This is a genomic window from Hyphomonas neptunium ATCC 15444, from assembly GCF_000013025.1.
GTDB lineage: Bacteria > Pseudomonadota > Alphaproteobacteria > Caulobacterales > Hyphomonadaceae > Hyphomonas > Hyphomonas neptunia.
The window spans coordinates 965,251-988,317 of the sequence record NC_008358.1 but is presented as its reverse complement, the minus strand read 5'-3'; the positions used below and the strand labels follow the sequence as shown (position 1 = coordinate 988,317).

General features: G+C 63.3%; 21 protein-coding genes and 1 tRNA gene. 12 read left to right on the top strand and 10 right to left on the bottom strand.

Features of this window, described 5'->3' with window-relative positions; translation table 11 throughout:
• The first annotated feature begins 153 nt into the window (after window positions 1–153).
• The 3 genes from HNE_RS04835 to ald all read left to right on the top strand — a co-directional run bounded on the left by HNE_RS04835 (window position 154) and on the right by ald (window position 3,115).
• Window positions 154–966 carry an SDR family NAD(P)-dependent oxidoreductase gene (locus tag HNE_RS04835; RefSeq protein WP_011645999.1) on the top strand — a complete coding sequence of 271 codons (813 nt, stop codon included), beginning with the start codon at window positions 154–156 and terminating at the stop codon, window positions 964–966.
• 197 nt (window positions 967–1,163) lie between these two features.
• Window positions 1,164–1,835, top strand: a complete 672-nt coding sequence (locus HNE_RS04830; protein WP_148205809.1) for a TorF family putative porin — start codon at window positions 1,164–1,166, stop codon at window positions 1,833–1,835.
• A gap of 158 nt (window positions 1,836–1,993) precedes the next feature.
• A complete protein-coding gene (ald, locus tag HNE_RS04825; RefSeq protein ID WP_011645996.1) occupies window positions 1,994–3,115 on the top strand; it encodes an alanine dehydrogenase in 1,122 nt (373 codons plus the stop codon).
• A 122-nt stretch (window positions 3,116–3,237) separates the two neighbouring features.
• Here ald and HNE_RS04820 read toward each other — a convergent pair whose 3' ends face one another.
• Window positions 3,238–4,548, bottom strand: a complete 1,311-nt coding sequence (locus HNE_RS04820) for an amidohydrolase family protein (RefSeq protein ID WP_011645995.1) — start codon at window positions 4,546–4,548, stop codon at window positions 3,238–3,240.
• Between the two features lie 119 nt (window positions 4,549–4,667).
• Here HNE_RS04820 and HNE_RS04815 point away from each other — a divergent pair, with 119 nt between their 5' ends.
• Entirely contained in the window at window positions 4,668–5,534 is an 867-nt protein-coding gene (locus HNE_RS04815; protein WP_011645993.1) for a pirin family protein, read from the top strand.
• A 20-nt stretch (window positions 5,535–5,554) separates the two neighbouring features.
• On the opposite strand, the gene HNE_RS04810 is transcribed toward HNE_RS04815, so the two are convergent.
• A complete protein-coding gene (locus tag HNE_RS04810) occupies window positions 5,555–7,123 on the bottom strand; it encodes a HAMP domain-containing histidine kinase (protein WP_148205808.1) in 1,569 nt (522 codons plus the stop codon).
• Window positions 7,124–7,307: 184 nt separating this feature from the next.
• On the opposite strand from HNE_RS04810, the gene HNE_RS04805 reads away from it, so the two are divergent.
• Together HNE_RS04805 and HNE_RS04800 are read left to right on the top strand one after the other, a co-directional pair.
• The gene (locus HNE_RS04805) at window positions 7,308–8,582 is read left to right on the top strand and encodes an FAD-dependent oxidoreductase (protein ID WP_011645991.1); all 1,275 of its coding nucleotides are present in this window, start codon (window positions 7,308–7,310) and stop codon (window positions 8,580–8,582) included.
• A 143-nt stretch (window positions 8,583–8,725) separates the two neighbouring features.
• Window positions 8,726–9,352, top strand: a complete 627-nt coding sequence (locus tag HNE_RS04800; RefSeq protein WP_011645990.1) for an FMN-dependent NADH-azoreductase — start codon at window positions 8,726–8,728, stop codon at window positions 9,350–9,352.
• A gap of 100 nt (window positions 9,353–9,452) precedes the next feature.
• On the opposite strand, the gene HNE_RS04795 is transcribed toward HNE_RS04800, so the two are convergent.
• Window positions 9,453–10,646, bottom strand: coding sequence for an HPP family protein (locus HNE_RS04795; RefSeq protein WP_011645989.1), 1,194 nt, complete (start codon window positions 10,644–10,646; stop codon window positions 9,453–9,455).
• A 114-nt stretch (window positions 10,647–10,760) separates the two neighbouring features.
• Between HNE_RS04795 and HNE_RS04790 the strand changes: the two genes are divergently transcribed.
• The 3 genes from HNE_RS04790 to HNE_RS17810 all read left to right on the top strand — a co-directional run bounded on the left by HNE_RS04790 (window position 10,761) and on the right by HNE_RS17810 (window position 13,142).
• A tRNA-Leu gene (locus tag HNE_RS04790) sits at window positions 10,761–10,846 on the top strand.
• A 101-nt stretch (window positions 10,847–10,947) separates the two neighbouring features.
• Window positions 10,948–12,351 (top strand): SLC13 family permease, encoded by a 1,404-nt coding sequence (locus HNE_RS04785; protein WP_233352000.1) that lies wholly within the window; start codon window positions 10,948–10,950, stop codon window positions 12,349–12,351.
• Between the two features lie 125 nt (window positions 12,352–12,476).
• A complete protein-coding gene (locus HNE_RS17810; RefSeq protein ID WP_083759016.1) occupies window positions 12,477–13,142 on the top strand; it encodes a DUF2490 domain-containing protein in 666 nt (221 codons plus the stop codon).
• Between the two features lie 97 nt (window positions 13,143–13,239).
• Here the strand turns inward: HNE_RS17810 and HNE_RS04775 are convergent, their stop codons facing one another.
• Together HNE_RS04775 and HNE_RS04770 are read right to left on the bottom strand one after the other, a co-directional pair.
• Window positions 13,240–13,449 carry a cold-shock protein gene (locus HNE_RS04775; RefSeq protein WP_011645986.1) on the bottom strand — a complete coding sequence of 70 codons (210 nt, stop codon included), beginning with the start codon at window positions 13,447–13,449 and terminating at the stop codon, window positions 13,240–13,242.
• 211 nt (window positions 13,450–13,660) lie between these two features.
• Entirely contained in the window at window positions 13,661–14,872 is a 1,212-nt protein-coding gene (locus HNE_RS04770; protein ID WP_011645985.1) for an acetyl-CoA C-acetyltransferase, read from the bottom strand.
• 176 nt (window positions 14,873–15,048) lie between these two features.
• Between HNE_RS04770 and HNE_RS04765 the strand changes: the two genes are divergently transcribed.
• The gene (locus HNE_RS04765; protein WP_011645984.1) at window positions 15,049–15,825 is read left to right on the top strand and encodes a DODA-type extradiol aromatic ring-opening family dioxygenase; all 777 of its coding nucleotides are present in this window, start codon (window positions 15,049–15,051) and stop codon (window positions 15,823–15,825) included.
• Window positions 15,826–15,870: 45 nt separating this feature from the next.
• Here HNE_RS04765 and HNE_RS04760 read toward each other — a convergent pair whose 3' ends face one another.
• The 4 genes from HNE_RS04760 to HNE_RS04745 all read right to left on the bottom strand — a co-directional run bounded on the left by HNE_RS04760 (window position 15,871) and on the right by HNE_RS04745 (window position 19,407).
• On the bottom strand, window positions 15,871–16,653 hold the full coding sequence (locus tag HNE_RS04760; protein WP_011645983.1) for an enoyl-CoA hydratase: 783 nt from the start codon (window positions 16,651–16,653) through the stop codon (window positions 15,871–15,873).
• Between the two features lie 80 nt (window positions 16,654–16,733).
• Window positions 16,734–17,219, bottom strand: a complete 486-nt coding sequence (locus tag HNE_RS04755; protein WP_011645982.1) for a hypothetical protein — start codon at window positions 17,217–17,219, stop codon at window positions 16,734–16,736.
• Between the two features lie 98 nt (window positions 17,220–17,317).
• Window positions 17,318–18,076: a competence/damage-inducible protein A gene (locus HNE_RS04750; protein ID WP_011645981.1), complete on the bottom strand. Its 759-nt coding sequence runs from the start codon at window positions 18,074–18,076 to the stop codon at window positions 17,318–17,320.
• The gene (locus HNE_RS04745) at window positions 18,073–19,407 is read right to left on the bottom strand and encodes a serine hydrolase domain-containing protein (RefSeq protein ID WP_011645980.1); all 1,335 of its coding nucleotides are present in this window, start codon (window positions 19,405–19,407) and stop codon (window positions 18,073–18,075) included. Before HNE_RS04745 ends, HNE_RS04750 begins: the two co-directional genes overlap by 4 nt.
• Before the next feature lie 118 nt (window positions 19,408–19,525).
• On the opposite strand from HNE_RS04745, the gene map reads away from it, so the two are divergent.
• Both map and radC read left to right on the top strand, forming a co-directional pair.
• Window positions 19,526–20,347, top strand: coding sequence for a type I methionyl aminopeptidase (map, locus tag HNE_RS04740; protein WP_011645979.1), 822 nt, complete (start codon window positions 19,526–19,528; stop codon window positions 20,345–20,347).
• A gap of 349 nt (window positions 20,348–20,696) precedes the next feature.
• A complete protein-coding gene (gene radC, locus HNE_RS04735) occupies window positions 20,697–21,245 on the top strand; it encodes a RadC family protein (RefSeq protein ID WP_233351999.1) in 549 nt (182 codons plus the stop codon).
• Here the strand turns inward: radC and HNE_RS04730 are convergent.
• Window positions 21,238–22,821, bottom strand: a complete 1,584-nt coding sequence (locus HNE_RS04730; protein WP_011645977.1) for an ABC-F family ATP-binding cassette domain-containing protein — start codon at window positions 22,819–22,821, stop codon at window positions 21,238–21,240. The two genes, radC and HNE_RS04730, sit on opposite strands and share 8 nt — an antisense overlap.
• Window positions 22,822–23,067: the final 246 nt, after the last annotated feature.

Below are 23,067 nucleotides of genomic sequence, written 5' to 3'. Positions count from 1 at the left end.
CAGGTGGGTTCCCATTTATCAAGCTTCTCCGCCCGGTTGCAGACAAGTCCTCCACCCGCTCGCGCGTCACGGGCGGCGCCATGGCTTGACTTACCTTCCCGCCCCCAGACCATTGAAGCCGCAGGTAAAAAATCCAGAAAAGGGAGACCCCGGATGACCCCTCGTGACCTTGAAGGCCGCACCGCCCTCGTAACCGGCTCCGCCAACGGCCTTGGCCGCTCGATCGCCCTGAAACTCGCAGAACGCGGCGCCAGCGTGATTATCAACTGCACAAAATCCATCGCCGATGGCGAAGCCACCGTTGCAGACTGCCAGAAGGCTGGCGCTCAGGCCCGTCTCGTCGTCGCCGATGTCTCCACCGATGAGGGCTGTTCAAAGCTGGCCGAAGCCGCCGCCCAGGCTGGCCGCCTCGATATTCTCGTCAACAATGCCGGCATCACCAAACATGCCCGCGACCATTCCGATCTCGACGCGCTCAGCCGCGACGATTTCCTCAACCTCTATTCGGTCAACGTCGCCGGCCCCTTCATCATGATGCAGAAAACCAGATCCCTGCTGGTGGAGGCACATAAACAGACCGGCCGGGCCTCGACGGTCCTCAACGTCTCCTCGATTGCCGGAGTTGCCGGCGTCGGCTCCTCAGTGGCCTATGCCGCCTCCAAGGGCGCCTTCAACACCATGACGATCAGCCTCGCCCGCGCCCTCGCCCCGGCCATCCGCGTCAACGCCATCTGCCCCGGCTTCATCGGCACCCGCTGGTTCAAGGACACGATGAGCGAGGAGCAATACATGAAGATGGAGGCCGGGGTCGCCGCCTCCGTACCCCTGAACGTCGCCTCGGGGCCTGACGACATCGCGGATTCGGCGCTGTTCCTGCTCAGTGACGCGTCCCGTCATATAACTGGCGAAACCCTGCTCGTGGATGCCGGCATGCACCTTGGCTATGCCCCGCTGAAGGCACGCTGACTCGGCCTCTGCCTGTTTTCTGGACGCTGCGGCGCACAATTGAGAGGCAGAGGCCCGCCCATCTGCCTAAAACAGGTGCGTTCGCACCGGTCTCCCGGCAGTTCGCGTGACGGCAGCATCGGCAAGGCCGGGAAAGACCGGCACTTTCGTTCGTGGCGCTCAAGCGGGAGCGTGATCACAAGACGGGGTTAACACGCATGCGTATGAAGTTTTATCAGGCAGGTGTCGCACTTGCCGCCATGCTGGCAGCGGCCGGCACGGCGACCGCCCAGGGAGAGTTCTCGGGTAACGTCGCTCTGTCGTCCGACTATGTCTGGCGCGGCGTTTCGCAGACCGACAGCGACCCGGCCATTTCGGGTGGTTTCGACTACGCGAACGGCCTGTTCTATGCCGGCACCTGGGCATCGAACGTCGATTTCGGCGACGATTCCGACACCAATATGGAAATCGACTTCTACGGCGGTCTCGCCGGTGAACTCGAAAGCGGCATCAGCTGGGATGTGGGCGTCATCTACTACGCCTACCCGGACGCTGAAGAATCCGACCTCGACTTCGTCGAGCTCAAAGGCGCCCTCGGCTATGGCTTCGACAGCGGCCTCTCCATCGGCGGCGAAGCCTATTACGATGTCGACAATGAAAACCTCTACCTGAACGCAACGGCGGGCTTCGCCCTCTCCGACGCCTTCAGCGTGGACGGCAGCGTCGGCTCCTACCAGTTCGATGCCGGTGACGACTACACCAACTGGTCGCTTGGCGGCACCTACTCCGCCCTCGGTTTCGGCTTTGACGTGCGCTACTGGGATACCGATCTCGACGGCACCGATCTGGCCGACGAGCGCGTCGTGTTCACCATTTCGCGGTCCATGTAATCTGCCAGCAGGCCCTGGCTTCAGGGCCTGAAATCTCAAACCGCGTGTGGGGCAATCCTGTTTCCCGCACGCGGTTTTCTTTTTCCCGCTTTCGTGGCGGGGGTGGAACCGCCTCAAAAGGCGGTTTATAGGCATGATCTTTCCCTAAGGAGAGGCGCATGCGAATTGGTGTTCCAACTGAAATCAAAAAGCAGGAATCCCGTGTCGGTCTGACACCTGAGAGCGCTGGCGAACTGGTACGCGCCGGCCATCAGGTGAACATCCAGGCCGGTGCGGGAATTGCGTCCGGCTTTGCCGATGAAACCTACACCGCCATTGGCGCCGCCATCCTGCCGGACGCCGAGGCCCTCTTCGCCCAAAGCGACCTGATCGTGAAGGTGAAGGAGCCCCAGCCGGAAGAAACCGCGCGCCTCACCAAAGACCACACCCTCTTCACCTATCTCCATCTCGCGCCAGACCCTGTGCAGGCCAAAGGCCTTATGAACTCCGGTTGCCTCGCCATCGCCTATGAAACCGTCACCGACGCCCATGGCGGCCTCCCCCTCCTGCGCCCGATGAGCCAGGTCGCCGGGCGCATGTCGATGCAGGTCGCCGCCGGCGCCCTGATGCGCACCAAGGGCCGGGGCCGGGGCATCCTGCTCGGCGGCGTGCCGGGCGTTGCGCCCGCCAAGGTCGTCATCATCGGCGGCGGTGTCTCCGGCACCCATGCCGCCGAGATCGCGGTCGGCATGCGCGCCGATGTCTGGGTCTTCGACCGCAACAATGAGCGCCTCGGCGAACTCGACGAACAGTTCCGCGGCACCATCAACACGATGTATTCGACCGCCCATTCCCTCGCCGAAGCCATCAAGGACGCTGACCTCGTGATCGGCGCCGTGCTGATCCCCGGCGCCTCAGCGCCCAAGCTCGTCAGCCGCGCCCAGCTCTCGACCATGCAACCGGGCTCGGTGCTCGTTGACATCGCCATCGACCAGGGCGGCTGCTTCGAGACAAGCCGTCCGACCACGCATGATGATCCGATCTATGAGGTGGATGGTATCCTGCACTATTGCGTCGCCAACATGCCCGGCGCCGTACCGCGCACCTCCACCTACGCGCTGAACAACGCCACCCTGCCCTTCGTCATGCAGATCGCCAATCTCGGCGCCCGCAACGCCATCAATGCCAACAAGCATCTCGCCAATGGCCTGACGGCCGACCAGGGCACCATCGCCCACAAACTCGTCGCGCGGGATCTGGGCGAAAAGTATGTGCGCCCGGACTGGCTGACGGTCGTGTAATATAATCCGCTGGCGGATAGCGGCCCACGCCGCTGCCCTTGAACCCCTCTCCTCCTCCGGGGGAGAGGGCCAGGGGTGAGGGGGCGAGGCCGGATAAGACGCTCGCCCTTTCTCTAAAGCCCCTACTCCTTCACCACCTCACCGCGCGCCATCACGAAGCTCACCGACTTCAGCAGCTTCACATCGGCAATCGGGTCGCCCTTCACGGCGATGATGTCGGCGCTCTTGCCCGGCTCCAGCGTGCCGGCCACATCGGTGATGCCGAGCAGGTCTGCCGCATTCACCGTCGCCGCCTTGATGGCCTCCATCGGCGACATGCCAAAGCGCACCATCAGCTCGAACTCATCGGCATTGCGGCCATGTTTGGAAACGCCCGCATCGGTGCCAAAGGCAATCGGAACGCCTTTGGGATAGAGAATCTCAAGGCTCTTGCCCGTGATGCCGATGCGCCACTCGATCTTGGCGCGCACATCCGGCTCATAGGCATCGGGATTGGCTTCCATCCGCTCGATATATCCGTTCACGGTCGAAAGCGTCGGCACGTAATAGGCGCCCGAAGCCACAAACGCCTCGATGGTTTCCGGGTCGAGGATCGTGCCATGCTCGATGGAATCAACGCCCGCCTCCAGCGCCAGCCGGATACCGTCGCCGCCATGGGCATGGGCGGCCACCTTTTTGCCGAACAGCTTTGCCGTTTCGACAATGGCAACCGCTTCATCCTCGAACATCTGCTTGCCCAGGCCCGCGCCGATCCGGCTGTTGACGCCGCCCGTGGTCGCCAGCTTGATCAGGTCAGCCCCGCGCGAGACTTGCAGGCGCACGGCCCGGCGGCAGTCTTCGGCGCCGTCACATGTATTGCCCGCCGCCTTGAAATAGGGCCGCAGCTCATCGCGGTATCCCAGCGAGCTGTCCATATGGCCGGAGGAAACAGAGATGGAGTTTGCCGCGTCCAGAATCCGCGGCCCCTGCACCTGCCCGTCATTGACCGCGTCGCGCAGCGCCAGCACCGCGCCGTCGCCATCGCCCAGATTGCGGACGGTGGTAAAGCCCGCGCGCAGGGTCTTCATGCCATTGTCCCAGGCATCAAACGCCTGCGCCGCCGGCGACAGGGTGATCTCTTCCAGCTGCCAGACGATCCCGCCGGAATCCGAGGTCAGGTGCACATGGCTGTCGATCAGGCCCGGCAGCACAAAGCTGTCCTTCAGGTCGATCACCCGCACGTCACTGCCGCTTGCCCTCTTGTGCCCGTTCTCAAGCGATACGATCTTGCCATCGGTCACCGTAATCGTGGTGGCCCCACGCGGCGCATTGCCCGGCACATCGAGCACTTTACCCGCATGGATCAGAACGGTTTCGGAAACCGCCGGCAACGCGCCAGCCATCAGAATCGCCGCCATCGCAGCGGTGCGCAGAACGCGCCTGGAAATAGACATTGGGTGAAGCCTCCCGGATAAACAGATTTGGCATAACTCTTATAGAAGGCTGGCGGCGAGAAAACCCTCATCATCGCGCCCATCTGGCGTAAAGTGATCGCAGACAAGGAGAGACCCCCATGATCGAACTCATCATCGACAAGCGCACACGCGATCTTGGCGGCGGCTTTGAAGTCGGCCGCGTCCTGCCTTTTGCCAAGCGGCGAATGGTTGGCCCCTTCATCTTCTTCGACCAGATGGGCCCTGTGGATTTCGCCCCCGGCATTCCGCGGGAACTCGACGTGCGCCCCCATCCGCATATCGGGCTCTCTACCGTCACCTATCTCTATTCCGGCGCGATGACCCACCGCGACAGCCTCGGCTTCAAACAGGAAATCCAGCCGGGCGCCGTCAACTGGATGACCGCAGGCAAAGGCATCACCCATTCCGAACGCCTCGAATACGCCCGCATGAACGGCGCGCATATGCACGGCATCCAGGCCTGGGTCGCCCTGCCCAATGAAGACGAGGAAATCGACCCCGGCTTCTGGCACCATCCGGCAGACAGCCTCCCGACCTGGACCGAAGCCGGCCTCAAAGGCCGCCTGATCGCCGGCGCGACCGAAGGCATGGACGCCGGCGTGAAAGTCCGCTCGCCGATGTTCTATATGCATTGGGAAATGGAGAAAGGCGCCCGCCGCAAAGTGCCCGATGAACATTCCGAACGCGCCGTATATGTGACCCGTGGCACCGCAGACGTGGCCGGTCAGAAAGTCGGCGCGGGCCAGATGGCCGTACTGGGCAAGGGCGATGTTCTGGTGGTGGCCGAAGAAGCCTCAACCGTCATGGTGCTGGGCGGCGAACCCATCGGCGAACGCTTCATCTTCTGGAATTTCGTGTCCTCGTCAAAGGACCGCCTTGAACAGGCCAAGGAAGACTGGAAACAGGGCCGGATGAAACTGCCCGATGGCGACGATCAGGAATTCACGCCCCTCCCGGAAAACTGAACCGGAAGGCTGAAGGCAGCTTAAGCGGCGCGTCCCGAATGCGGGCGCGCCAGCGCCTCGGCATCGCCCAACTTGGTCGACGTGGCGTTGGTGTTGAACTTCAGGATGTAGACGATGGACCCGTTGCGCGCTTCGCGCATTTCGATCTGTCCACCGATGGTCTGCATCAGCGCGCGCCACACAAGCCGGTTCTCTGAGCTTTCGGCGAGATAGTCCTCAGTCAGCTCCGACTGCATCTTGCCATTGGCGAGCTTTGCCGCCTCGACCGAGACCCAGCCCTGTTCACCGCGCACACCGCAGCGCACACGCAGGGACCCGCCGCCCCGGCACACCTGGCCAAGCTCAAGCAGCACCGCCGAGAACACGCGCGAGAGAACACGCGCCGCCTTGGCACTGTCGATCATCGCGTCCTGGCCGCTGGGCTCATCAATGTCGACGCCAAGCGTCGTGATGGCCGAATGCTTCTGGGTGATGACCTGCGCCAGCGTCGATTTCAACGATACATCGGCGCCGTCGACAATGCTGTCGCCGCCCTGCGTGATCGAGAGCACTTCGTCCACGAGGCTGAGCGCCTGGTCGGCAAAGCTGACCATCTTGTCGCTGGAGAGGCGCACTTCATTATCGTCGAACGGGATCTGGCTGCGCGTTTCAAAGCGCGAGGCAATCGTGCGCAGGGTGCGCAGCGGCAGGCGCAGTTCGCGCGTCACCGAGCCGACGAAACGCTCCACAGCCAGGCGCGCTTCTTCGGCGTCGCGGCGGGACTCGTCAGCTTCCTGACGCAGCTCTTCCATCTTGGAAACGTCCGTATGGATAATAACCCGCCCACCCGAACTCGTCGGCACACAGGAGCGCATCACGCCGCCAACATCGGCAACTTTCTGCATCTCCGTACCGGGACGGAAATCTGTCTTCTCCATCCCCTTGGGGAACCAGCGCTGGTGAACGGCGTTCTGGATGATGACATTCCCGGCCGCGTCATAAATAGCGAAGGCTTCGGGAATAGCGGTCACAGCATCGAGCAGCTGTTCATGGTTCTGAGCGGCCAGGCGTTTGGCTTCCATCTCCATCAGCAGGTTGCGATAAGCGTTGAGGCTGGCAAACGCCGAGGCAAGCGTCAGCACCAGGCCCAGCATGACGATGGTGGCGGGCAAGCCCACCGGCGCGAGGAAAAATCCGATCGTCGCCGTGGTCGCCGCGCCCAGCAGGAAGCGGGCCGCCACGTTGGCAACCGGCGAGACAACCGCCACCACACCGGCGCACATGCCGAACACGATGGCAAACATCGAAACCTTGAGGCCGACATCGCCCACCGGCGCGAGCATCACGCACAGACCCCACCAGGCGCCGACAACGCCGGTGGCAACTTCTGCCTTGCGCAGGAAGCGTCCCCGGACCGGACGGGTGGGCGAACGGTCCCAGCGGCTGCGGCTCCAGGCGATCTGCGAGATCGCAAAAACCCAGATCGGGATCATCCATCCAAACAGCAGCGCAGTATTGGTGGTGCCAAACAGAGTGAACACAACTGCGGCAGAATTGACGAGGTTGATGAAGCCCATCACCGTAAGTAGTGACACCAGACGATGGTGCATATAGGCAGGGATGTCAGGCGTCTCACGGCGCTTGAATCTCCCGACCCCAACGATCGGGAAAAGTACAACGTCTGACAGGCCTATCGACATCTTCATGCGACCGTTACTAACAGGACATGATGAAGATGGGTTTTTACCGAACCGTGTGACCTTCACGGTCGCGTTAACCAAAGAATAACTCTCTATGAGCCCGACAAACCGGACTTCCCTGGCAATTGTCGGCGCTGGCCCGGCGGGCCTGACGCTCACCCAGTATCTCAAGCTCACAGGCTATTCACAGGTCACCCTGATCGAACAGGCCGCGCGCATCGGCGGAAAATCAGACAGCATGGACCTTGGCGACCTGATCGCCGAGATGGGAACGTGCTATGCAACCGGCGCCTACAAGGACGTGCTGAAATGGATGCGCCGCCAGCGCAAACCCTTCCGTATGCTCCGGCGCACCACGGTCGATGGCGCCGGCATGCGCGACTATGTCAACGCCGCGCCCGGCCCGTCCCTGCCCCAGCAGGTGATGACGTATCTGGCAAAGCGCCAGGCCCTGCTCGGCCGTCTGAAGAAGAACCCGGATGATCCGCGCGCCCTCGCCGAAGCCGCCATGTCGGCCGAGGCCTGGCTGAGCGAGAACAAGCTGCCGAAGATCATGCGGATGATGTACCGCGCGGTCACGGCGCTGGGCTATGGATACCTGCATGAAGTGTCGATCTATCAGGCGATGCTTTGGGTGGACCATCACGCCATCATCAGCGGCGCCACCGGCAAGCTGATCATGCCGTCTCAGGGGTGGTCGAATTTCTGGGAAGTTCTGGCGGAAGATTTCGATATCCGCCTCTCTCATCAGATCACGAAGATCGAACGCGCGCCGAAAGAAACGCTTCTGCATTTCGAGGATGGTCAGCACCTGTCTGCAAAGGCGGTGGCCTGCACCATTCCGATGGATGACTGGTCACGCCTCGTCACTGATCCGACAACGGATGAACGCGCTGTTGCCGATGCCGTCACATGGAAAGGCTATGCCACCTCGCTGATCGTGGTGGAGAACTGGTTTACCGAAGAAGACATCCGCTCCTTCTCCAAGGCGTTCCTGCCGGGCTCCTATCCCGGCCAGCTGATCTCGGCGCGCTATGAGGGGCACAGCCCGGACTTTGGCGGCCACCTCTATGTCACCGGCCAGATCCCCGGCGACTATACCGTGCCGGAACTGCGCATCTTTCTGGAACGCGATCTCGCCGATCTCGGCGCCCGGCTGGTCAACGTGGTGAACGTCAAGAACTGGCGCTATTTCCCCCACCTCAATCTCAAGGCCCTCGAAAACGGCCTGATCGGCCGGATGCAGGCGATGCAGGGGCAGAGCCAGTCCTGGTATTCCGGCGCGATCTTCTCCCATGAATCGGTCGCCAACATCTCCCGCTTCAACAAGGCGCTCACCCCGCAATTGCTGGCCAGCCTGAAGCGCTGAGCCCTCAGGCCCTGCATAACTGCCCGCCATGGCGGCGCTTTCATTGCATCTTTGCATAAATGTTATTGCCGGATCCCCGGATCAATAACGCCCCCGGCCACCCCAGATCTCCGGCGTTGAACACCACGCCATGGAGGCATCCTATGTCCAATCTTCTCGTTCTCAATTCCAGCGCCAATACCGGCGAATCTGTTTCCCGCATCCTGATCGACGAAGCGGTAAACCAGATCCTCACAGCTGCGCCCGGCACAGATGTTGTGCGCCGCGACCTTGGCGCCAATCCTGTCCCCCACCTCACCACGGCAAACCTTGCCGGCGTGCGCGGCACCCCGTCCACGTCTGAGGAGCTCGCTGCCCGCGCGCTGTCTGATGAGCTGATCGCCGAGCTGAAAGCTGCCGGCACCGTCATCATCGCCGCGCCGATGTACAACTTCTCCGTCCCTACCAGCCTGCGGTCCTGGTTCGACTTCGTGCTGCGCGCCGGTGAAACCTTCAAATACTCCGAGGCCGGCCCCGAAGGTCTGCTGAAAGGCAAGAAGGTCGTCGTGCTCACCTCGCGCGGCGGTCTCTATTCGGAAGGCCCTGCCGCCGCCGCTGACTTCCAGGAGCCTTACCTGCGCCACCTGCTCGGCTTTGTCGGCATCACGGACGTCACCTTCATCCACGCCGAAAAGATCGGCTTTGGCCCCGAGGCCCGCGCCGCCGCCATCACCGGCGCGAAGGGCCAGATTGCCAAAGTCGCCCAGACCTTCTCCACGGTCGCTGCCTGATCTCCCCCTGACCGGCGCACCCCCCGCCGGTGGCAGCGATCCAGCGCCCGCGCTCAGCCCTCCTAAAGGCTTGAGCGCGGGCGTTTTGCATTTCCACCAATCAGGCCGGAGACCAGAGCGGAATTCGCGCGAGGGCTTCCAGGAGGTCCGAGCGGGTGACGATGCCGGTGAGCTTGCCGTTGTCGAGGACGGGAGCAGCCTGTTTGCCGCCATCGGCGAGGAGGCGGACAAGGATACCGATGCCCTGCTCTGGCAAGACCGTTTCGCCTGGCGGGCTCATAATATCGCGGGCCAGCGCCGGCGTATCGCGGCGGCGCGCAAGAAGCTGGGCAAGCGCGGCGCCGAACGGGGCGTGATGCGCGAGCGCCTCGCCCTGGGCGCGCTGGATCAGGTCGTTCTGGGTGATGATGCCAAGAAGCTCTCCTTCCGGGCCGGTGACCGGGAGGGTTTTGAAGCGGTGGCGGCGGAACAGGTCTGCCACCTCGCTGAGGGCCGTATCCGGCCGGACGGTGGCGAGATCGCGGGACATGATGTCGGCGCAGGTGAGCCCGTCAAAGCGCAGGCGGGCGGCTTCCGCCTCGGCCTCTGCCAGGAGACGGCCGAAATCTTCGGTGCCGATATTGGCGGAGAGCCGATAGCGCTGGAGAATATCGGCCAGCGCTTCGGCAGGCAGGCCGAGGCGCTGGTTGGCGGGCCGGTCCCGCGTGCCGTGGGGGTTTGAATCGCTGGGCTGGCGGAAGGGATACTTCCGGCCCGTGAGGCGGTTCCAGGCAATGGCCAGAGCGACAAGCAGGGCCGTATCGAGCAGCACCGGCGTCAGCACGAAGCGGTAGCCGAGATCATGCACCATTGGCGCGCCGAGTACGGTGGCCAGGGCAACTGCCGCGCCGGGCGGATGCATCGCCCGCAGCAGCGCCATCGCCAGGACGGAGCCGCCGATGGCCACGCCGATGGCGGGAATTTCCGGCAGCCCGCTGAGCACGGCGCTGACCGCAACGAGGGCGGAGACCGTGTTGCCCGCCAGCGCCGACCAGGGCTGGGCGAGCGGCGAATTGGGTACGGCAAACAGAAGGAATGCAGACGCGCCAAGCGGGGCGATCAGCAGGAAGCCCGATACGCCGTGACTGGCAGAGGTATCCGGCACGGCGAGCAGCAGGAGGCCGGAGAGGGCGAGCGCAAGCCCGGCGCCAAGCCCCGCGCGCAGGGCTTCCAGCGTGCGTGGACGCGCCATGGCAGGACCGAACCAGTGAGTGAGGTTGGTCAGGAGGCGGCCGAGGCTTCGGGGGTGGCTCAACTATCTGCTCCGCTGGGTCGTTGCCGGGTGTTGGCTGGGTAGAGGTTTGGCGCCGGAGAGTCACGGGGTGACAATTTCCCAGAAGCTTCGTAAGTGCTGAGGCTCTGCCAGGGTGCCGGCGTGGTGAAACGGTAGACACAGGGGACTTAAAATCCCTAGGCCCAACGGCCGTGCCGGTTCGATTCCGGCCGCCGGCACCAATTGCCCTCCCGCGAAAAATCGTTAGCGTCCCCGGAGAGAAAATTGCGGGGTATAAGATATGTCCAATGGAGACCGGCAGACTGCCGTGTCGCGACCCGGTTTGGCTGCCAGACTCGGTCTCGTCATCGGCCCGGCGCTGGCCATCCTGATCGCAGTCCTTCCGGCACCTGAGGGTCTTGAGCGCGGCGGTATGCTGGTCGCGGCAGTCCTGGTCCTGATGGCCGTCTGGTGGGCGACCGAAGCGATCCCCATTGCGGCAACCTCTCTTCTCCCCCTTGGCCTCCTGCCCCTGACGGGCGTTGCCAGTCTCGGCGCCATCGCCGCGCCGTATGCCGACTCGGTCGTGCTGCTGCTGCTGGGCGGGTTCATCATGGCCATCGGCATCGAGAAATGGCACCTCCACCGGCGTATTGCGCTGAATGTGCTGCTGCTCTCCGGGGCGCGCCTGAAGCTGCTCGCGGGCGGGTTCATGCTCGCCACCGCCCTGCTCTCGATGTGGATCTCCAACACTGCCACCAGCCTGATGATGGCGCCGATTGCCCTCTCGGTGGCGGTTGCCGCCGGCGGCGGGCCCCGCCTTGCCAGCGCCCTGCTGCTGGGCATTGCCTACTCAGCCTCCATCGGCGGCCTCGCCACCCCCGTCGGCACGCCCACCAACCTCATCGCCATGGGCTGGCTGCGCGAGAATACCGACATCGAGATCAGCTTCCGCGAATGGATGAGCTTTGGCCTGCCGGTCGTGCTGATCATGCTGCCGATGGCGTGGCTGATCCTGACCTGGGGGCTGAAGTCTGACGCCGCAGCCGCCAAGGCCGCCGAAGCCACGATACGCGGCCAGCGCAACGCGCTGGGGCGGATGACCATTCCGGAAAGCCGCGTCGCCATCGTGTTCGGCGTCATCGCGCTCGCCTGGATCACGCGCGAACAGCTGGTCCAGATCCCGCTCTTTGCCGGGCTCACCGATATGGGCATCGCCATCCTGGGCGCGATCCTCATGTTCCTCGTGCCCCATGGCAGCCGCGAACCGGAACACCAGCCCGGTGGCTGGGCGCTGCTCAACTGGGACGACGCCAAGGCAGTGCCCTGGGATGTGGTGCTGCTGTTCGGCGGGGGGCTGTCGCTGGCCGCTGCCGTTCAGGCGTCCGGGCTCGCCGGGTATCTGGGCAATTCCCTGGCCGAACTCGCCGCCGTGCCGCCGATTGTGCTGATCTTCATGGTGGTCACCATCATCATCTTCCTGACCGAAATCATGTCGAATGTGGCGGCAATGACGACATTCCTGCCCATCCTCGGCGCGCTCGCCACGGCGACGGGTGTGGATGTACGCAGCCTGATCATTCCCTGCGCCATGGCCGCGTCCTGCGCCTTCATGCTGCCGATTGCGACGGGGCCGAATGCGGTGGTGTTCGGGATGCGGCAATTCTCCATCGGGCGGATGATGAAGTCCGGCTTCTGGCTGAACGTGGCCTGCGTCATCATCGTGACGCTGTATTTCGGCCTCTGAAGGGACGGCGCCGAAGCGGCTAAACATAAATGTCATAAAACTGAGATTGACGTGTAGGTATCCCCCGCCTACGCCGCGCGCTTCCTGTCAGTATTGTGTCAGATTTGTTGGGTTACACGCCGCGCATGCAACGTATATCTCTCTCCCTCATGGCGCTCGCCTGCGCCCTGGTCCCGGCTGCTGCGGCCGAGAACCAGATCTGGACCGCGGCCGGCGTCAGCGTCGAGCCGTTCGCCAACAAGGCCATCGACCTCGATCTGGATGCCGATCTTCGCTACCAGCCCGACGGTGACCTCGACACGATCGAGTTCAAGCCCGGCATCGGTTACCGGATCAATGACCGGTTCAAGGTGAGCGGCGGCTATCTGTGGGGCAGCACGCGCCAACAGGGGCCAGACCGGATCGAGCACCGCCTCTGGCAACAGGTGAGCTATGATTTCACCGAGGCCTGGAGCCTGGAATTTGACGGGCGGACCCGCCTGGAACAACGCCGCCGTGAAGGCTGGGACGATACCGGCCTGCGCCTGCGCCAGGAATTCGGCGTCAAGCGCCCGCTGGAAGGCACACCTTTCGAGCTGTCGCTGAGCACGGATCTCTATTTCGAGCTGAACGATACCGACTGGGGCCAGAGTGATGGTTTCACCGAGGCGCGCACCGAAGCCAAGATCGAATGGGACGCCAGCGAAACGGTCAGCTGGGATTTCGGGTATCTCAACCAGTTCGAATACGAACGGAATGGCCCGGACGAGACCAACCATCACATCATGATTGGCGTCTCCAAGGATTTCTGATCCCCGGAATTGAAAAGCGCGCCCCCCGTCAGGAAGGCGCGCCTAAAATTCTGGTCATCTGTGCGGGCGTGCCTCAGGCACCAGCCCGCAGGAGAGATCAGGCCAGTTCGATCGCGCTGACTGCCGACTTGCCCGAACGCTTGTCGATAGCAGTGTCGAACGAAACCTTTTGGCCTTCGTTCAGGTGGGCGATACCCGAACGCTCAAGCGTCGAGATATGGACGAACACGTCATTGCCGCCATTGGTGGGCGAAATGAAGCCGAAGCCCTTCTGGCTGTTGAAGAACTTCACGATACCATTTGTCATTTATATAAGTCTCATAGTCATTGGTGGGCGGACAATGTGTCAGCCCTTGCATATCGAATTTTGGAGAGTTTCTGAAACCGCAACTCACTTTGGTGAGCGCATGCGCCTGATCGTCCGGCCAATGTCGATGCGAGCCATATGCGCTATCCACAGGCCGAATGCAAGTTTAATTTACTGTCAGGCTCCGGGATCGCCGGAGCCTGAGCAGATGTCAGTTAACGCGCTCGAACACCGCAGCCAGGCCCTGCCCGCCGCCAATGCACATGGTTTCAACGCCGTACCGCGCCTCGCGGCGGTCCATTTCACGCAGCAGCGTGGCCAGAATACGCCCGCCGGTCGCGCCGACCGGATGGCCCAGTGAAATGCCCGATCCGTGCACATTGAGGCGCGCATAGTCTTCCTTGGCGAAGCCCATCGCCTTGGTGCAGGCAAGCACCTGCGCGGCAAACGCTTCGTTGAGTTCGATCAGGTCAATGTCTTTCAGCGTCAGGCCCGCGCGCGCCAGCGCCTTTTCCGTGGACGGAACAGGGCCGATGCCCATCACCGCCGGGCCAACCCCGGCCACCGACCAGGAGACCAGCCGGGCGAGCGGCTTGAGGCCATTGGCCTCTGCCATTTCGCGCGTCATCACGAGACAAGCCGAGCCGCCATCATTCTGGCCGCTGGCATTGCCGGCGGTGACGGTGGCTTCAGCGTCCTGTTTCTGGCGGATGGGTTTCAGTTTGGAGAGCACTTCAAGGGTTGAGTCCGGACGGGGGTGTTCGTCCTTCGTCACTACGGTATCGCCCTTGCGGCCCTTGACCGTGAACGGAATGATTTCCTCATCGAACACGCCGGAGTTCTGCGCGGCAACCGCCTTGGCATGAGAAGCGGCGGCGAATTCGTCCTGCGCCTGGCGGGTGATCTGGTAATCGCGGCGAAGGTTTTCGGCCGTCTCCAGCATGCCGCCGGGTACGGGGAAGTTCTTGCCACCCGCTGTCAGACGGCCATTCACGAGGCCATCATGCACCGTCATGTTGCCCTGACCGAGACCCCAGCGCCAGTTGGTGGAATAGAACGGCGCATTGCTCATCGACTCGGCGCCGCCGGCGATCACGCAGTCCATCGCGCCGGTGGCCACCTGCATCGTGGCGTTAATGATCGCCTGAAGGCCAGAGCCGCAGCGCCGGTCGATCTGCATGCCGGTGACTTCTACCGGGAGCCCGGCATCGAGCGCCACAACCCGGCCCAGCGCGGGCGCGTCCATCGAAGGGTAGCACTGGGCGAAGATCACATCATCGACCTTGTCTTTCGCCAGGCCCGTGCGCGCCATCAGCCCTTCGACCACCGCCGCGCCCAGCTCATGCGCGTGCACGCCCTTGAACGCGCCGCCAAAGCCACCCACCGCCGTCCGCACCGGCTCCACAATCACAACGTCGCGCATTCAATTTCTCCCGGGAACTCTTCAAAACTTCGCCCCTGTTAAGCCCGGCCTGCGGCTCAGCGCAACCCGGGGCCTTTCATGCAAGCTCAGCATAACTGTCAGCCCGGCACGGGCCTGTCATTGGCAGGTGACCGCTCTTACCTTGGGGGAAGCAATACTGAAGGAGGCATCCCCGCATGACCCCGCCCATTTTCGTGTCCCATGGATCGCCCACGCTCATTTTTGATGACGTGCCCGCTCGCGACTTCCTCACCCAGCTTGGCAAGACATTGCCGCGCCCGAAGGCCATTCTGGTAGCGTCTGCGCATTGGGAAACGATTGCGCCCCGCATCACCGCGTCGCCTGCCCCGCCGACGATCCATGATTATGGCGGCTTTCCCGAGGTGATGTACCAGCAGCAATACCCCGCGCCGGGCGACCCGGCGCTAGCCGCGCGCATCAAGGCTCTGCTGGATGGGGCGGGCATTTCCGCCACGCTGGACCCGGCCCGCGGTCTTGACCATGGCGCCTGGGTGCCGCTGAAGCTCGCCTGGCCGGAGGCGGATATTCCGGTGCTCCAGCTCTCGCTGCAAACGCATCTGGGGCCGGCGCATCATCTGAAGCTGGGCGAGGCCTTGCGCCCGCTGGCCGAAGAGGGTGTGCTGATCCTGGGCAGTGGCAGCCTCACCCATGACCTGCGCAGCGTCAGCTGGCGCGGGCCAAATGCGGAGCCTGACTGGGTGAAATCCTTCGGGGACTGGGTGAACACGGCGCTGGCGGAGGGGCGCGTGGACGATCTGGTCAACTATCGCCGCCTCGCCCCCAACGCCGCCCGCAACCATCCGAGCGAGGAGCATTTCCTGCCCCTCTTCGTGGCGCTCGGCGCGGCAGGCGCCGGGGCAAAGATGGAGCGGCTGCACACATCGGTTACGTTCAGCGTGCTGAGGATGGATACGTTCGCGTTTGCGGGGTAGGCCCTAAAGCCTCCTCTCCCAAGAGAGAGGGGTTCTGGGCAAGACTTATCCCTGCTGGTCCCGCCCGCGCGCGGTCACCTGCTTGCGGGCTTCTTCCACAGCCGAAGCCGAAACCGATTTGGAATGGTCGATCGAGCGTTTGATCTCTTCCTTCATCGAGGCGGCGAAATTCATGCCGAAGCCATCGTCGATCAGCGCCTTGTATTTGCGCAGGAGGTCAGGATTGGTGGAGGTCATTTCGGTGGCCATCTGCAGCGCGGCCGGCACGAGATCGGCGGCCGGATAGACGCGGTTGACGAGGCCCCATTTCTCGGAGGTTTCCGCGTCGATGAAGTTGCCGGTGAAGGAGAGTTCCTTGGCGCGGCTGATGCCGATGAGGCGGGAGAGTTTCTGCGAGAGGCCCCAGCCCGGCACGATGCCAACGCGGGCATGAGTATCGGCAAAGCGGGTATGCTCGGAGGCGAGCAGCACGTCGCACATCAGCGCCAGCTCAAAGCCGCCGGTAATGGCAAAGCCATTGATCGCGCCGATGATGGGCCAGGGATAAGCTTCGAGGGCGGCGAGCATGTTGATCGATTTGGAATCCTCGTCGGCGCCGAGGGCAAAACCGGTCTGGCCCGCTTCCTTGAGGTCGATCCCTGCGCTGAAGGCGCGGCCCGCGCCGGTCAGCACGACAGCGCGGATTTCGGGGTCGTCTTTCAGCTCGGTGAACACGCGCACGATCTCGGCGCGCAGGGCGCGGTTGAGCGCGTTGAGGGCGTCAGGCCGGTTCAGCGTAACCAGGCAGACGGCGCCGTGGCGTTCGGTCAGGACAATGGGTTCGGACATGGGGCGTTCCTCCGGAAATGTTCAGCAGTGGTGTTAAGCCGCGCGCGTGAGCCCGCCAAGCCTGACGCCGCGTCGCTTGCCTACGCCTTGCGGCGGGTGGCGAGCCGGTAGATGCCGATCAGCGCGGCGATGAGGGCAATGGCGGCGGCGAGCCAGAACAGGCCGAATTTCAGCGGTGTCAGCCAGGCCTTGGCGTCCAGCGCGTCGGCCGTTCCCGAGAGCGCGAGGGCCTGCACCGTGTTCTCGGTGAGATCAAAGATGATGACCGCAAAGCCCGGCAGCGCGGCGAGCTTCCCCCATCTGCCGAAGAAGCGCAGCGCCATTCCGGCAAAGAGCAGGCCGAAGCTAAGCGGGAACAGCGTGTCGACCAGAACCGTCACCCAGAAATGGGCGGTCTTCTGCTCCGGGCTCAGCCCCTCAAACAGGGCGCGGACTTCGCCGGGGTCGGCCACCATATCGAGATAGGCACCGCCGACCTGCGGCGCGAATATCTGAAACGCGGCGCCGGCAAGGATCATCAGCAGAAAGAGCGCCCACAAGATGGGCGCGCGTGTCAGGAACTGCATGTGTTTGTCTCCCCCCAGGAGTTTTGTTGGAGTTTTATAGCGCGTGGTTGGAGGAATGGTTTGAGTTTTTTTCACCCCCTTATCCACGCTTTTTTGCGTCAGGCGGGATCCAGCACAGGCTCCACACCCAGGCTGCGCATCAGCGCTTCAAGCTCGCCCTGCACGGTGGCGAGGAGGCCGGTATCGGTGGCGCGGGCGACCAGCGCGACGCCATTGTCGCCCATGCCCAGATACCAGGGATAGGAGCCGATGGAGACGCTGGGATACGTCTTGGCAATCGCGCCAAGCCGCTCGGCAATGTCGCCTTCGCGCAGACCGGTTCCGCGCAGCTGAACCTTGTGAACCCGCTCCCCGCCTTCAAGGCGCGGGCCGATGTCTTCCAGCATCGCGCGAGCGATCTGGGGCACGCCCGCCAGCGTGAACACGTTCTCCATCTGGAAGCCCGGCGCGCCCGAAACGGGGTTCTGCACGATCTTTGCGCCATGCGGGATGCGCGCCATGCGGCGGCGGGCGGGGGTGAATTCGGTGTTCATGGCCTCATAGCGTTTGGCCATGTCGGCGATCACCTCGGGATGTTCGGAAATACCGGTGTTGAACGCCGCCGCAATCGCATCCGCCGTGATGTCGTCATGCGTCGGGCCGATGCCGCCGGTGGTGAAGACGTAGGTGTATTTTGCCCGCAGGGCGTTCACCGCCGCGACGATTTCCTCCTGCACATCCGAAACCGTCCGGCACTCGCGCACGGGAATGCCGATCGGCTCCAGATATTGGGCGATCTGCTGGAGATTGATGTCGCGGGTGCGCCCTGAGAGGAGTTCATCTCCGATCAGCAGGACGGCGGCGGTGGGCTGGGTCATTCAGGATCCTCAAGGGCTTCATAGACGAGACGGGCAGACTCGGCGCGGGCATCAAAACCGGGGCCTGCCCCGCCGAAATGCTGCACCATGCCGATGAAGTATAGATCGTTTTCCGGGTCTACCCAGAACCACGTTCCGGCGGCCCCGCCCCACATATAGGCACCCTTGGGGTAAGCACGGCCCGACGCTGGTTCCAGTATCACCGCAACGTTGAGGCCAAAGCCAACCCCGGTGGCCGTGTCAGCCGATGTGCCGTCATGGCCGATGAAGACGCCCTCGGGCAGATGATCTGTCGCCATCAGACGCACTGTTTCCGGCTTCAGGATCTGGACGCCATCCAGCGTACCTTCATTGGCGAGCATTTCAGCAAAGCGGGCATAGTCATCCATGGTCGAGACAAGGCCGTGGCCACCGCCCTCAAAGGCGATGGTTTCCCGGCGAAACAGGAAGCTGGCCGCATCGGCCGGGGCGAAACCAGCCCCGTCGGGCGCGGAGACATAGACATCGGCAAAGCGGTCATACTGGTCTTCGGGGACGAAGAAGGCGGTGTCGTCCATGCCCAGCGGCGCAAAGATGCGGGACGCGAAGAAGTCTCCCAGCGTCTGGCCGGACAGCTTCTCCACAAGATAGCCCTGGATGTCGACCGAGATGGAATAATCCCAGGTCGTGCCCGGCTCATGCAGCAGCGGAATGGAAGACACCCGCTCCATGAAGGCGTCCATATCCGGCGCGGCGAAGACCTGAAGCTCGCGGAACGTGTCATTCACATAGTCGCCCCCGCGCAGGCCATAGCCGAAGCCGGCGGTATGGCTCATCAGCTCCTGCATGGTGGGCGACCGGCTGACCGGCGCAAGGATCGGTTGGCCCGCCTCGTCCATGCCCTTATACACCTGAAGCCCTTCAAGTTCGGGGATGTATTTGGTTACCGGATCATCCAGCTGGAACTTTCCCTCTTCCCACAGCATCAGCAGGGCGACGCCCGTGACGGGTTTCGACATGGAATAGATGCGATAGATCGTATCTTCGGTGACCGGCGCCTGATCGGCCTCGCGGCGGATGCCGGCCTGTATGTCCGAGACGATCTCCCCATCCTTTACCAGACGCGTCGCGATGCCCTTCACCTGGCCATCGGCCACATATTGCGCCATCCGGTCTTCCAGCGCGCGCACACCGGCCTCGCTGAAACCGGCTTCTGGCGCGTCCGCCGGAACCACATTGGCAGCGGGCGCCGCCTCTGACCGGGCGGAGTCGGGCGCGCTGCCGCAGGCACTTACAATCGCTGTGAGCGACACCCCAAGGGCTCCAAACAGAAACTTCCTGAACTGCGCCATCACCCTGCCCTTCCTGTTTTCCGTGCTGCGCCTTTAACTGGCAGCGCCTGCGATCTTCGGCAAGGCAGCAGTTGATTAGGTGTGGAAAACCGGCCCTTCCCCTGCCATATTGGGGGACATGAACGACACAAACCTCCTCCTGCCCATGCGCACCGGCGAAATCCGCATTCACGACGCCGAAGGCTTCGAAGGCATGCGCCGCGCTGGCCGCCTTGTCGCCGAATGTCTCGACATGCTGGTGCCGGAAGTGAAACCCGGTGTCACAACCGAGCATCTGGACAATCTGGTCCGCGAGTTCGTGCAGGATCATGGCGCCGTATCCGCCACCATCGGCTATCGCGGCTACCGCCACGCATCCTGTATCTCGGTGAATCACGTGATCTGCCACGGCATTCCGGGTGGCAAGGCCCTCAAGGAAGGCGACATCGCCAATATCGATGTGACGCTGATCATCGACGGCTGGCATGGCGATCATAGCCGGATGTATGGCGTGGGCGAGGTGAAGCGCAAAGCCGAACGCCTGATGGAAGTGACCTATGAGGCCATGATGGCCGGCATAGCGGCGGTGAAGCCGGGCGGACGATTTGGCGACATCGGCGGCGCGATCAGCGAGATTGCGCGCCTCAACCGCTATTCGGTGGTTGATGATTTCTGCGGGCACGGGCTCGGGCGCCTCTTCCATGACGAGCCCAATGTGGTTCACTCTGCCAAGGCAGGCACCGGGCCGGAGCTGAAGCCCGGCATGTTCTTCACCATCGAACCGATGCTGAACCTCGGCCGCCGCGACGCCGCGATCCTGCCAGATGGCTGGACCGCCGTGACACGGGACCGCCAGCTCTCGGCGCAGTTCGAGCATTCGGTGGGCGTGACCGAGACGGGCGTGGAGATTTTCTCCGCCTCGCCCAAGGGCTGGCATGAGCCTTACAAGGTGAAGCTCTGAGCTCTTGTCTTCCCGGCGAAAGCCGGGACCCAGACTTTGCTTTGCAACCGCTTGACGAACGCGAATGTTCGTGGAATGTTCCGGCATGCTTTCGGCGCCGGTTTACCTCCCTGCTAATCACTTCATGGGCCGCGGCTTTCGCCGGGATGACCTGATCTCATGAGTTCGGGAAAAACATCCGCTCACGGCGCCCAGGAAGCCGGCTATCAGTTTACGTTGCCTGCGGCTTCGGAGGCGCCCCGCTGGCAGGGGCATCGGACCGGCTGCGCAGCAAACTCCTGAAGCCTGGCGCGGGGGCACTCGATGATTACGAGATCCTGGAAGTGCTGCTGATGGCGTTCATTCCAATGTGAAGCCGATTGCCAAGGCGCTGCAGGCGAAGTTTGGAAGCCTCTCGGCCATCCTCGCGGCGCCCGGTGAGGAGCTTGTGAAAGTACCGGGCGTGGGCGAGACGGTTGCCGCCTATCTCAAAGCCATCGCTGAGCTTCACTCCCGCGCTGGCCGCGAGGAGATCAAATCCAAGGAAGTCATCTCTTCGTGGAGCGCGCTGGTGGCCTATGTGCGCCGCGAACTCCAGCATGAGAAGCGCGAGCAGTTCCGCGTCATGTTCCTGGACCGAAAGAACCAGTTGATCACAGACGAGATCATGGGGCGAGGCACGGTGGATCATGCGCCGGTCTATCCGCGCGAGATTGCCCGGCGCGCGCTGGAGCTACAGGCGTCCAGCCTGATCCTCGTCCACAACCACCCCTCGGGAGACCCCAAGCCCTCTCGCGCCGACATCGAGATCACACGCGAGATCATTGATGTGCCTGGGCCATTTGACATTACCGTACACGATCATCTGGTGGTCGGCACCTCCGGCGTTGTCAGCTTTCGCACCTCGGGCCTTATCTGAGGCTGATCCGGCGTGTGATGCCGATGCGCCCCAGGAACGCTTCGTCGTGGCTGACAATCAACAGGGCGCCATCATAGGCATTGAGGCCAGCCTCTACCGTTTCCAGTGATGCAATGTCCAGGTGGTTGGTCGGCTCGTCCAGAATGAGCAGTTGAGGCGGTGTGCCCCCACCCAAAACGCAGGCGAGCCCCGCACGCAGACGCTCCCCGCCGCTGAGCGTGGACACAACCTGTAACGCAGCGTCCGCCCGGAATCGGAAGCGCGCCAACGCGGCACGGCACGCATTTTCATCCGCCTCCGGATTGAGTCTCTGGAAGTTTTCCAGGATTGTGTGTGCGCCCTCCAGGATGCTGACCTCTTGGTCGAGCATCACACTGGGAACCTGAATCTGCGCCTCTCCCGCCAGCGGCGGCAACGCCCCGGTGAGCGTTGCCAGCAGCGTGGATTTGCCAGAGCCGTTGGGGCCTACGATCGCCACACGCTCTGGCCCGCGCAGCTCAAAAGACAGGTCGCGCAGGAGCGGCGCTTCGGGGTCATATCCTGCGCAAAGCTGCGCGGCGGTCAGCACGGCCTTGCCTGCCGGAAGGCGGGATGGCGGTATCCTGACAATGAAGGGCTGAAGCACTTCGAGCTTGGTTCGGGCGGTTGCGGCGGCCTCTTCGGCCTCGGCCTTCTGCTTTTCGGCCAGGCGGTTCAGCGCGCCGGAAGACTCTTCTGCCCGGCCCTTCAGTGTACCGAGCAATATGCGCGGCGCGCCGCCCTTTGCCGCCTGCCGGCTGCCGGCGCCGTCGCGCCTTGCCTTGCGCTCTGAGGCGGCCTGCGCCTTCTCGCCGGCCTCCTCAACGCGGCGCTGGGCCTGCGCCAGATCCTGCTCGGCCGCCGCCAGCTCGAGCGCTTTTTGCGCCTCATAGCTGCTCCAGCCCCCGCCATAGCGTGCCGCGCCCAATGACGTCAGCTCGACAATCGCGTCCATGTTTTCCAGCAGTTCCCGGTCGTGGCTGACAACCACCGCCCCGCCGCGCCAGGTAGACAGGAGCCGCGCGACCGCGGCGCGCCCCTCCCGGTCGAGATTGTTGGTGGGTTCATCCAGCAGCAGGAAATCCGGCTCGGCAAAGATCAGCGCTGCAAGGCTCGCCCGCGTGCGCTGCCCGCCCGATAGCGTGGCCAGCGATGTGCTGAGGGAAACATCCGCCAGCCCCGCCCGCGCCAACGCTTCAGCCAGGCGCGCCTCCAGGGTCCAGTCCGCGTCATCAAAATCAGTTTCGGTTCCCGCCCCTGCCTCTATGCGGGCCAGCCGCTCAAGCGCGGCGCCCACGCCGAACAGGCTGGCGAGGGTTTCGCCCGGCTCCGGCGCGAACGACTGGTGCAGGGTTCCGAGCGTGCCGCTCACCCGGATGGCTCCGGACGTGGGCCGCTGCGCGCCGGCGATCAACGCCAGCAGGCTAGACTTGCCGATGCCGTTCCGCCCGATGAGGCCGATACGTTCCTGATTGAAACTGAAGTTAAGGTCTGAAAAAAGAACCCGGCCGTCAGGCAGGGCAAATGTCAGCGAGGAGAGGGTAATGGCAGCAGGCATGGTTTGAACTCATCTGGTAAACTGATCCGAGGGCGGTCATTTTCCGGATATTGTTCATGACAAAGGCGCCTTATGCTTACGGGTATAATTTTCTGCCAGCTGGAGAAATAGGCTGGCCTCACGAAAAATTCAACTCGCCGCCCAAGCGAAACAAACCGCCGCTCTGCGCCCTTCCCTGACGATAAGACTTGCAGGCGGCGGCGGGACCGTTACCGTCGAGACATGATACAGCGCCGACAGAAGCGC